This is a genomic window from Marivirga sericea (assembly GCF_900177665.1).
GTDB lineage: Bacteria > Bacteroidota > Bacteroidia > Cytophagales > Cyclobacteriaceae > Marivirga > Marivirga sericea.
The window spans coordinates 1-12,425 of the sequence record NZ_FXAW01000003.1 but is presented as its reverse complement, the minus strand read 5'-3'; the positions used below and the strand labels follow the sequence as shown (position 1 = coordinate 12,425).

Sequence of the window (12,425 nt, the reverse complement as noted above, 5' to 3'; positions counted from 1 at the left end):
GTTTCTGACAAACAAATTATTATAATCATGGTTATTACAAATAAAAAAGCTAAAAACTAAAAAAATGAAAAGAATTTTATTTGTTATACTCATGCTAGCTACTTTTAGTTTAGTAGCTAAAGAAGATTGGAAAGCTCATTTTAAGAAAGGTGATCCAATGGTGAAATCAATTAACGCGCTCAGCTTTGGTCCTGAAGGAATTTTATTTATTGGCGATAGCGAAAACGCGAAAGTCTTTGCCATTGATACCCAAGATACTGAGGCCATTGAAGGAAACAATGCGGACATTTCTTTAGAGCAGTTTGATGTGAAAGTTGCTGAACTCTTGGGAACAACAGCAGATCAAATAAGCATAGAAGACTTAGTGGTTAATCCAATCTCTAAAAACATATATTTTGCAGTTCAACATACCAGTAATACTCCAATCCTAATGAAAATTGAAAATGGAGTATTTCAATTTGTATCATTGAAAGAGGTCATGTTTAGTGAAGCCTTGCTGGAAGCTTCTATCGAGGCTGAAGCAACGGATCGCAGGGGTCGTTCGATGAGAAAGTGGGCAATTTCTGACCTGAACTACAGTAATGGAAAAGTGATGGTAACTGGCTTATCTAATAAGGAATTTGGCTCGACTTTTAGAAGCATTTCCTTTCCCTTTGACGAAAAGCAAGAAATGTCTTCTTTAGAGATTTATCATGCAGCTCATGGCCAGTTTGAAACTAATTCTCCAGTGAAAGCATTTACAGCCACCACTATAGCTGGTATTGAATATGTTATTGCTGCTTATACATGTACACCATTGGTTATTTTTCCATCCTCTGACTTAAAACCGAATGAACATGTTAAAGGTAGAACTGTAGCAGAATTAGGCAATTGGAATACTCCCCTTGACATGGTAGTGCTTCAAAATGAAGGAAGTTCATACCTATTGATGGCAAATAGCAATAGAGCGTTAATGAAAATTGCCTTAGACAATGTAAAAAATTTTAGCGGCTCATTAACTGAACCAGTTACGCAAAGAGGCGGAACGGCTGGAGTCGAATTCATAGCTTTACCTTTTGTGAATGTGTTACAGTTGGATAAAGTTTCAGATGACACTTTTGTAATGCTTCAAAGAAAAAGTGATGGACAAATGCAATTATTCACTTCTGGCAGTAGATGGCTGTAAGAGTTTTTTTTATAATATTGATTTATAGTTTGAGCGCTCAAGAATTGGGCGCTCAAATTTTTACATTAAATACAAAAGATGAGCAGGTTAAATCAATTACGATACCTGATTCTACGGTACAAAGCGTTAGAAGGAAGGGATCAGTTGTTGAAATAATAGGGGAAATAGAAAGAAATCAAAAAGGCGTTACCTTCTTACCGATAGTTCCTTTTAGTCCTGATGAAAGCTATGAGGTGTGGAATTCTAAAAGTAAACTATTTGAGTTTACCGTAAAATCGAATTTATCTGTACCACGCCTGATTAATGTTTATCCTCTCTCTAATGAAGTACCGGCTAATTTCTTGAAATTTTATCTTGAGTTCTCAAACTCTATGGGTGAAGTAAATCCCTATGAAAAAATATCATTATATAAAGGGAATCAGAAATTAGAACATGCCATTCTTAGATTAGATCCTCCCTTGTGGAATGAAGATCGCACCGTATTGACCGTTTGGTTGGAGCCCGGCAGGATCAAGACTGATTTAGGTCCAAATAGGATGATTGGATCAATTTTGAAACCCGCAGATAGCATAGAAATTTTAATAGAGCCACTAAGAGGAATGAATGCTTTAAAGATGGATTCAACTTATAGAAAGAGGATAGTTATCTTGCCTCGTGATGAAATAAAGCCATCTATACAGAACTGGAAGCTGGAAACCCCAGTAGTATCGAGTACTGAGCAACTAATGATAAATACTCTTGAAGTTATGGATTATGGGAGTACAGTGTCTGGTATCAAAATCCTATATGGTGGCAAAGATTTTTCAGGTAGCACCGATTTTGTAAATGATACTACCGTATCATTTAAGCCAGATGCTAAATGGAAATCAGGGAGTTACATCTTAAGAGTTAACACTAAGGTAGAGGACTTAGCTGGTAATAATTTTAATCGCTTATTTGAGGAGGATCTTCATGGAAATAATACAATTCCCGAGGATGATGCTGTAGAATTAGAATTTAGGATAGAGTAGCAATTAGAATATCCTAAAGCTTAAAAGTCTGTTGATTTAATAATTAGTTACTTAGAATTCAATACATTTGAGCTGAATTAATAATGACAGCTATGAAATACAAATCCCTATTTAGTCTACTTATACTTGCAGTTTTCTTAGCAGCCTGTTCTAAAGAGAAAATCACCACTCAAGATAATTACGAGGTAGTGGGTTTGCCTGATGGAAGTATTGTATTTTTAAATCAATATTCTGAATTGGAGTACATTGAAGCCTTTGATCAGCGTAGAGTTGCCATTTCCGGTGAATGCTATTTTTCAATAGAACCTTCTGATAAATCTTTTACTGTTACAGGAGAAGTTGGAGAAGTTGAAGTATTAGGAACTGAATTTAGTGTTTCTTCTAATAGTGAAAGCATGGAGGTGGAAGTGGAAGAAGGAAGCGTGCATTTTACAGCTGAGGAGAATTCTATTGATATTTCTACCGGCCAAATGGCATCTTTCCAGAAAGGTGATAATTCCATCAAGACTGGTAAATCATCTAATAGTTTTAAGAAATGGATGGCCAAATTGCGAATTGAATTTAAGAGATTGGATAAAGAACTGAATGAAGAAGCAAAAAGCATAGAAGAAGAGCTTAACAAAAAAGCTAAAGAAATCGAAAAGGAAGCTGATAAAATTGGGAAAGAGTTAGAAGAAGCGGGAGAGCAGATCGGTAAAAGTATCAAGAAAATTATGGATTAGATTTAAACAAACAGATCGTCACTTCAAAATTAAAAAAGTGACGATCTGTTTACTTGTTTATAAAGATTGACTTATTTCAAATACTCGTCTAAAAATACCTTTATTTGTCCGTATCCTTTAATCTCATTTTCCTTTTTACGGAAACCGTGGCCTTCATCAGGGAAGAGTACATACTCTACGGGCACGCCATTATCTTTCACATTTTGCACCATTTCATCGGATTCAACTTGTAATACTCTTGGGTCATTACTTCCTTGTAGTACCATCACCGGCTTAGTGATTTTATCCGCGTGGAATAGGGGAGAGATTCTATAAAGCCTTACCGAATCATCAGTATTTGGATTGCCTAATTCTTCATACAAAGCAGTTTTTTGAGCTTCCCACCAGCTTGGGATAGATCTGAGTGTCCTAATCCAATTGGTTACACCAAATATATTGACTCCGACTTCAAAAGCATCTGGTTGAAAGGCTAGAGCTGCCATCACCATATATCCACCATAAGAGCCTCCAATTATACCTACTCGAGAAGTATCGGCCCAGTCTAATGTGGCCAAATAGTCTTTAGCATAAATGCAATCCATTAAGTCATCTTCTCCATGCTTTTGATCGTCTAGTCGGTTAAAAGTTTTCCCATAACCACTACTTCCTCTATTATTCACGCCTATAATGGCATAGCCATGATTAACCAAATATTGAATTAATGGAGAATAATTTAAGCGTGTTTGACCGCCTGGGCCTCCATGTACCCAAACTAATACGGGTACTTTATTTTCAGCTGAAGCTTGATGTGGTCTATATAGAATAGAAGGGATTTCTAAATCATCAAAGGAAGGATAGCGAACGACCTCTCCCTCAACTAAATCCTCTCGATCCATTTCAGGATTTAAAGATTCTGTGAGTTTATTAAGTTCTTTACTCTCAAAATCATAGACATAAATATTAGTAGGAGATTTAGAGCTTCCTACTGATAATCGCATTTTATTTTCGCTCTTTGAGATGCCTACTCCATTGATATTGCCACCCTTTATTTTTGGCAATTCTACTTCTGCACTTTCCTTTGTGTTGGTAATTTTCACAGTGGTATTGGCATCTTCATTAATTCCCATTACACGGTAGGTACCCTCCCAAGAGAAGTTGGCATACCAAACATCCCAGTCTGTTTCAACTACCTTTTCAGATTCACCGCTAGCCAAATCAAATTTACTCAGATAAGTGAATTGGCTTCCTTCATTGGTAGTGTACAAGAGGGATTTATTGTCTGCACTGAACTCCTGTGCTCCATAGCTTGCCGTTGGGTTTTCAGGCGATATCTTGGTCTGTTCGCCCGTTTCCACTTCCACTATGATCAATTCATTGATGGATGTGGTAATAGGTTTGTTGATGGCCACATATTTATGATCATCAGAAATGCCAGAAGGATTACCACCTGTATTATTTTCAAATATCATCTTACTGTCAAAGTTTTCAATATCCATTTCGTAGATATCAAAAAACTGCGGATCTCTTTTATTAGAAGTGTATTTAAAACTTTTTAAATCCTTACTCCATCCTATAAAAGATGCTTTCTCATTTTCAGCAGGCGTGAGGTCGGTCACATTCTGATCGGTATCCAATAAATAGATATGACTGATTTCATTTCCCCCTTTATCTGCTGAAAATAGGATGCGATCATCATTTGGAAAATAGGATTCCGCAAACCAAGATTCATCTTCATTATTCGAAAGGGTGTCAATCCGAGAACCATCAGTATGTAGGGCGTAAAGATTATAAATTCCGGTGGCATTACTTGATACTAGTAGTTTTGATTCATCATGAGAAAAGTATCCACCTGAATAGTTGATGTTATTGTAAAACTCTTCAATCGAATATTGGGTGAGCGTTTCTTCCTCTTGTGCTTTTTCATTTTTGCATGCGAAAAGGCAAGAGCATAGCAATGCTATGCTGATCATTGTTAATTTATTCATAGTCAGTAGGTTTGGTGTGTTTGAATTTATGATTTTTTTTTGATAGATGATATATATTGAGTGTTAAAAATTAATTTTCACGGGTGCTCTTGATTTGTCCAAATCCGCTCGCTTTTGTTCGTAAATGAACATCTTTTGATTATTGAAGTGTCCTCATGGTATTTAAATACGGTATATAAGGAATGGTTTAGTTTTTGGTACACCAAAATAAATAGGGCAAAAATGCAACTATTGAATGTTGGAAGACATCGATATAATAAATCTACCTGTTCAAAATAATTAGAATCGTCCCCAATACTTCTATTTATGCTGTTTTAAGTAGGTAATGATGAATGCTCGCTAGCACTTTAAATAAGGAAATTAAATTTTTTTCACATGTTGAAGTATTTTTTAAGTATTGGATTACTTTCTGTATGTTTCCTAAGTTTTTCACAGGAAAATGATAGCATTTTTCGAAAAACTATCAGCATCCCTAGAATAGCAGAAGCACCCAAAATAGATGGAGTCTTAGATGATGCGGCTTGGCAAGATGCCCCTATTGCTCAAAATTTTGTAGAAAGAAATCCAACTAATGGGAGTCCGATACCCGATAGCTTGGCTACTGAGGTGAAAATTATATATGATGACTTAGGCGTCTATTTTGGTGCTTATATGAAAGATCCTGAACCTCATAAAATAGCTACAGAATTAACAGAAAGAGATGATATTGGAGCGGATGATTTCTTCTTTATTTTATTAAATGGATATAACGACCGGCAGCAAAGCATGCAGTTCATTGTAACAGCAGCAGGTGTCCAATATGATGCTAAAATGACCAACGGAAACGAGGATAATTCATGGGATGCTGTTTGGTATAGTGAAGTTAAGATTAATGATGATGGATGGGTAGTTGAGGCCTTTATTCCCTATTTTATTTTAAGATTCCCTAAGAAGTCTGTGCAAGAATGGGGCCTCAATATGGAGCGAGAAGTGTTTAGAACCAGAACACGCTATAGTTGGAATCATGTAGATAATCAAAAAGGAGCTTTTTCGCTTTATGATGGAGAAATACATGGCATTGAAAATATCAAAACTCCGACCCGGTTATCTTTTCAACCTTACATATCAGCATACGCTAATAATTATGATGGCAAAACTGATTTCAGTTTCAACGGTGGCTTAGATTTGAAATACGGTATTTCAGATGCTTTTACACTGGATATGGTTTTAATCCCTGATTTCGGACAAGCACGTTTTGATAATAACGTTCTGAATTTATCTGCATTTGAAGTTCAATTTGCCGAACAAAGGGCCTTCTTCAATGAAGGAACGGAGTTATTTTCTAAGGGTGATATGTTTTATTCGAGAAGGGTGGGGGGTGCTCCCTCTCGCAGTGCTAATGCCAATGAAGGTGAGGAAGTGCTCTTTCAACCCAATACAGTTGACTTAATTAACGCAACAAAAGTGTCCGGTAGAACGGAGAATGGGCTAGGAATCGGATTTTTCAATGCAGTTACAGATGAGGCATTTGCTAATATTCGAAATACTGAGACCGGTGAAACAAGAGCTGAAATAGTAGAGCCGTATACTAACTATAATGTAACGGTTTTGGATCAGCGTTTTGGTGACAATAGCTCCGTATCTTTTGTAAATACCAATGTGAACAGAGTTGGTAATTTTAGGGATGCCAATGCAACTGGGCTCTATGTGAGTCACACCAATAAAGCCAATACTTGGAATTATGGCGCCAGCACTGAAGGAAGCTGGGTTTTCGAAGAAGATGAAACCACTTTTGGAACCGAAATTCAAGCAGCGGCAACTAAAATTAGCGGAGAGCATAGGGTGGAAGGTAGGATTGATCTGAGAAGCTTGGACTATAATATTAATGATCTTGGTTTCTCGACTAACACGAATTATGTGCGCTATATCGGTTATTACGGCTATAGATATCTGCAGCCTAGAGGAAACTTAAATAATATGTTTTTGAATTTTAATCTTTTCCATTTTAGAAGATTAGATCCCGATCTTTTTAGCAATTTCACTTTTAATTTTAATTCCAGTTTTACCACAAAAGAATTCTTTAGTTATGGTGGGGGTGTAGAAGTTACTCCCTTTGGGCAAAATGATATTTATGAACCTAGAATAAATGGAAGACACGTAAAGTTTCCCGGATATCAAGATCAATGGATTTGGATGAATACAGATTTCAGAAAGAAATTGGCATTTGAGGGTTTTATCGATTGGTACAAGTATTTTGAGCAGGGTAGAAGTAGTGTTTTTCTTAGCTTAAATCCCCGCTATAGGTTTTCTAATAAGTTCAATTTAAACTATGGACTGTTTTATAATCCTTCTTACAAAGAACAAGGATTTGTTGATATGGATGGCAATGATATCATATTCGGGCAACGAGACAGGATCACCGTAGAAAATTCCATTGGTGGAAATTACATCTTCAATAATAAAATCTCTTTAAACCTTATTTTCAGACACTATTATTCTGGGGCATTATACACAAAGCTCTATAGCTTAGAGCAAAATGGAGAATTGACTGAAGAGCCCGAAAGGGAAAATATTTATGATGTCTCCTTCAATACCTGGAATCTGGATTTGAAGTTTGCATGGTGGTTTGCTCCAGGTAGTCAGATTACCATTCTCTATCGAAATGCCTTGGATAGCTATTTGCAGGAAAGCGGACAGAGTATTAATGAAAATCTTGATTACCTTTTTAGTCATCCGCAGTTAAATAGTTTTTCTATTAGACTAAGCTATTTTTTAGATTATAATCGAATACGAAATGCATTCTCTCATAACACGAATCTAAATCGATCTAAGCCAGATAAAATGACTGCTGGATCCTGATCGGTCTATACAATCTAAATTTTATATAGATCCAAATCATAAGATTTTAAACATTAGTGTCGGTAATTAATTAAGTTCTTAACCTTTTGATTAATTAAGTTATTAACCAATGGAGCACAAATAATTAAATAAGTTGTTAAGCATTTATTCTGTTACAGTATAAAATTTCATGAGACTCATAAATCAAGTTAAGTTTTATATTGTCAACGTATTAGCTCCAATTCCCCTCCAAATGATCAATTAGTAAGATCATCTCCCAATTCCTTTTAATCTTTTAATGGAAGCTGCTCAATGTGACTATAAACAATGAATTCAAATTTTGTTATGGCATTTTATGAATGTCGGGAAATACATTTTTCACTAAAGCTGTTTGGAATCAGGTCTGCAGATTAGTTTAGCCACAATGATAGCAAAAATGACATTTGTTTTAATGCAGGTTTACGAATTAAAATGTCAGGGTTACATGGTTTTTTGCTGCCCTTTGACTAATACATATTGTATTACTTTTTAATAAATAAATTCAGTTTTTATGGCTGATTTAAAAGCATAAGTGAATTTCTACTTTTGAGAATGCTATGCAGTTTCCAAGGTGGAGACTGCTTTTAACTAAATCTAAAAGAAAATATGAGAAAGTTTTTACTGACATGTTTTATGCTGGTGTTGGTGCTACATGCATGGGCACAGGATCGCACGGTAAGCGGCACAGTCACTGATGATGAGACTGGCGAAGCGTTACCAGGTGTGAACGTATTACTAAAAGGTACTGGTACTGGTATTACCACTAACCTAGATGGTAATTACAAAATATCAGTTCCTTCAGGTGGAGGTACATTGGTATTTACATTTATTGGAATGGTAAAGCAGGAAGTTCCTATTGGATCTCGTTCTGTAATCGATATCCAAATGGCAACAGATGTGCAACAATTATCAGAAGTTGTGGTAACTGGTTATGGTTCTCAATTGAAACGAGAAATCACTGGTTCAATTTCTTCTGTTAAGGGTGATGTGATCGAAGATTTACCGATGCAATCTTTTGATAGAGCTATACAGGGTCGAGTTGCAGGTACGCAAATTTCTGCTGCCAGTGGTGCTCCAGGTGGTGCTATGAATATCAGAATTAGAGGAGTTGGTTCAATTAACTCTAGTAACGACCCATTAATTATTATTGATGGTGTTCAGGTTGGAACACAAGGAGGAGGGACAACGCAAGGATCTTCAAATCCATTGAACTCTATCAACCCAAATGATATTGAGTCTATTGATATCTTAAAAGATGCATCTGCATCAGCGATATATGGTGCTCAGGCAGCTAATGGTGTTGTAATCGTAACGACTAAAACTGGTTCTAGAAAAGGAAAAACGCAAGTGAATTTGAGTGTTCAAGAAGGTGTTGTACAGCCGTTCAATTTGTATGAAGTATTAGATGCTCGAGACTTTACAACCTTCCAGGCGGAGCAACAAACGAATGTAGGTATTGATCCTGCTACTCCAGGTACTGGTGCATTTGCACTATTCGGTAACCCAGAAGATCCGTCTTCTTATGAGGAGTATGACTGGGTAGATAATATGTTCCAAGATGCAAGATTTAGAACCTATGACCTATCAATGTCAGGTGGAGATGAGAAAACTCAATTCTACTTTGGTGGATCATATAACAAGCAAGAAGGTCAGGTAATCATGTCTGATTTTGAAAGATTTACAGGTAGATTGAACTTAAATCATCAGGCAACTGATAAATTAACAGTAGGAGCTAAATTATCATTAGCGCATAATAAAACTTTCGGTACAATTGCAAATGGTAACTTTGTGAACGGGCCTTGGGTGGCATCTTTTGGTGCAATCCCAACTTCACCTGCCACTGATGCAAATGGAGATTACAATCTTTATCCAACCAATGGTCTATCACACTTATTTGGATACAATATCTTGCAAGGGGTTAATGAAGAAGTAAGATTAGGTAGAACATTGCAAACGGTATCAAGTGCAAATGCAACCTATCAAATCTTACCTAGTTTATCTGCAACTGGTTTTATTGGAATTGATTTTTCTATGAATAGAGATGATCAACAAAGGCCATCTACCATACCTGTTTTTGCTGCCGCTGGTGGTTCAATTTTGGTTAATAATAGAAGAACCATAAACGTGAACACCAACTATAACTTGAATTACAGTAAGATATTTGCTGATGTTCATAGAGTGAAAGGTATTGTAGGTTATGAGTATAAGTTTGAAGAAAGAGAAGGAGCAAACTTAGGTGCCAACTCATTTGCTAATCCATTCTTTAGATTACCAGGAGATGGTCAGCCAACTTCTGTAGGAGGTTTCTATGACGAATATAAAAGATTGGGAGTATTCGGAAAAGTGGATTACGATTTCGATGATCGTTATTTAGCTAGTGTGACTGTAAGACGTGATGGTCATTCAAGATTTGGATCTGAGTCTAAGTATGGTACTTTCTATGCAGGTTCCCTTGGATGGAGATTATCTGATGAGGTGTTCTTACAAGATGTAAGTTTTGTGGATGACTTAAAATTAAAAGCGAGTTACGGTGTATTAGGAAACGCTGAGTTAAGAGATCCTGAGGACGGACTTCCAGCCAACTACGTTCCTTTAACCAATTGGGGAGGTGCAACTGGTCAATATTTAGGAGGTTCCACTGTTACGATAACTCAACTGGGTAACGACTTTGTTCAGTGGGAGCAAGAAGAAGCCATCAACATTGGTATAGATTACTCATTATTGAATAATAGATTATTTGGTAATATTGATTTCTGGAGAACAAATAATAGAGATTTATTATTTGCAGTTCCATTCTTCCAAAATGCAGGTGTAGGGAATAACTCCATATTTGATAATGTGGGTGCAGTAAGAAACCAAGGTATTGATATCGAGATTGGTGGTATTGTTGTCGATCAAGGAGGTTTCAGATTTGATTCAAGATTTAATATTTCATTCTTGCAGAATGAGGTAATAGAACTAGTTGGTGGTCAAGATACTATTTTTGATGCAGATACAGGAGTTCCAGAGTTAATTGTAGGTGAGCCGTCAGATTTCTTCTACTTTGCAGAATCAGCTGGTGTGAATCCTGCTAACGGGCGTCAAATGTTTGTCAACAAAGATGGTAACCTTTCTTACACTGAAAACTTTGAAGATGGCTATGTTGCAGGAAGTGCTATTCCAACGCATTTTGGTGGATGGAGTAATACCTTCTCTTACAAAGGATTGTCTTTAGATGTATTTTTCCAATACCAGTATGGTAATATGGCCTATAATGGTGATTTGTATAATCTTCTTGGTACAGGTGGAGTTGGAAATAAAAGGCAAGACATCATGAACAGATGGCAACAGCCAGGGGATTTAACCAACTATCCTCAGGTAACGCCTAATCAAACGATAGCAGGTGTAGCCCAAACTAGTACTAATTTGGTAACCGATAGATTCTTGTCCGATGCTTCTTACATAAGATTGAAGACTTTAACCTTGTCTTATGATTTACCTAAATCAATAATGGAAAGAGTGAATATGAGACAAGCACGAGTATTTGTGCAAGGAGTGAATCTTTTAACTTGGACCGAATATGATGGTATTGATCCTGAAGTAGTGGCCAATAATAACGGTACCGGTGAATCTTCTTTCGGAGCATATCCTTTAGGAAGACAGTTCTCAGCAGGTATTAACATCGGATTATAATTTTTAAACAAGAGATAATCATGAAGAAATTATTATATATATTTTTAATGGGAGGCATCCTTTTTACATCTTGTACAGATCTAGATGTTGAGAATAAGGAGGCACTTCCTCAAGAAGTGGTACTAGGCGATACAGGCGGCTTTGAAGCAGTTTTGTTCGCTGCCTATGAAAGCGTGAACGATTTTGAGTATTATGGTCAAGAAATGATGATAGCACCTGAAATTTTAGCTGATAACATGCAGCTTGTACAGTTTACCGGTCGATATGAAGATGACTATGTAAACGCAGTGAATTCGGGTATCAATATCTGGTTTAATCGTTACATTGCTATTAACGAATGTAATATCGTTATTAACCTGATTGATGGCGAGGAAGTTGCTGGAGATCAAGCGGCTAAAAATGTGTTGAAGGCCGAAGCTAAATTTTTACGTGCTTTATTCTATCACGATTTAGCGAGAACTTTAGGCTATGAGCCAGGTCAGGAAGTGAATGGGTTTAACTTATCTGCTATATTAAGAACTGAAGCTACTGTTGGTTCTGCCAATGCGGACGATAGACCAAGAGCCACCAATGAGCAGGTATACGAGCAAATAGAGCAAGATTTATTGGAAGCGATAGCTGATTTACCTGAAGCTGGTGCTGGAACGTCTGCTGTAGCAAGAGCTAATAAAAATGCCGCTAGACTTTTGTTAGCAAGAGTATATTTATACTGGGGTAGAAATGGTGACGCAGCTAACTTCGCTCAGCAAGCGATTGCTGGAGACGGTTCTGACCTAGTGGCAGCTGCTGATTATGTAGCTTCATGGGATGATGCTAATTTCGTATTTCATCCAGAAGCAGTGTTTTCATCAGATTTAGGTGTTGCTGATTGGAATGGAGTTGACGGTGCCAATAACAGTTTGCATTCATTGCTAATGAATGATACAGGAGGTAGCCAATTCATTATTACAGCTAGTGACGAGCTTATTGCAGCTATTGAGTCTCAAGCAGGTGATGTGAGAAGCGGGATGTTTAACACTGAGACTTTAGGTCAGGA

General features: G+C 36.8%; 7 protein-coding genes. 6 read left to right on the top strand and 1 reads right to left on the bottom strand.

Annotated features, from left to right (window positions below; all coding sequences use genetic code 11):
* The first annotated feature begins 64 nt into the window (after positions 1-64).
* From B9Y84_RS07655 to B9Y84_RS07645, 3 genes are all read left to right on the top strand, one after another.
* Positions 65-1,165 carry a hypothetical protein gene (locus tag B9Y84_RS07655; RefSeq protein WP_085516511.1) on the top strand — a complete coding sequence of 367 codons (1,101 nt, stop codon included), beginning with the start codon at positions 65-67 and terminating at the stop codon, positions 1,163-1,165.
* Positions 1,156-2,175 (top strand): Ig-like domain-containing domain, encoded by a 1,020-nt coding sequence (locus B9Y84_RS07650; protein WP_085516510.1) that lies wholly within the window; start codon positions 1,156-1,158, stop codon positions 2,173-2,175. The genes B9Y84_RS07655 and B9Y84_RS07650 overlap by 10 nt, the downstream gene beginning before the upstream one ends.
* Positions 2,176-2,267: 92 nt before the next feature.
* On the top strand, positions 2,268-2,897 hold the full coding sequence (locus tag B9Y84_RS07645; protein WP_176223743.1) for a FecR domain-containing protein: 630 nt from the start codon (positions 2,268-2,270) through the stop codon (positions 2,895-2,897).
* A 71-nt stretch (positions 2,898-2,968) separates the two neighbouring features.
* On the opposite strand, the gene B9Y84_RS07640 is transcribed toward B9Y84_RS07645, so the two are convergent.
* Positions 2,969-4,861, bottom strand: a complete 1,893-nt coding sequence (locus B9Y84_RS07640; protein ID WP_085516508.1) for a S9 family peptidase — start codon at positions 4,859-4,861, stop codon at positions 2,969-2,971.
* 375 nt (positions 4,862-5,236) lie between these two features.
* On the opposite strand from B9Y84_RS07640, the gene B9Y84_RS07635 reads away from it, so the two are divergent.
* The 3 genes from B9Y84_RS07635 to B9Y84_RS07625 all read left to right on the top strand — a co-directional run.
* Positions 5,237-7,699: a DUF5916 domain-containing protein gene (locus tag B9Y84_RS07635; protein WP_085516507.1), complete on the top strand. Its 2,463-nt coding sequence runs from the start codon at positions 5,237-5,239 to the stop codon at positions 7,697-7,699.
* A 624-nt stretch (positions 7,700-8,323) separates the two neighbouring features.
* Positions 8,324-11,389 (top strand): SusC/RagA family TonB-linked outer membrane protein, encoded by a 3,066-nt coding sequence (locus B9Y84_RS07630; protein WP_085516506.1) that lies wholly within the window; start codon positions 8,324-8,326, stop codon positions 11,387-11,389.
* A 20-nt stretch (positions 11,390-11,409) separates the two neighbouring features.
* Positions 11,410-12,425, top strand: a 1,016-nt coding sequence (locus B9Y84_RS07625) for a RagB/SusD family nutrient uptake outer membrane protein (RefSeq protein ID WP_176223742.1), incomplete at its 3' end; no start/stop codon positions are given.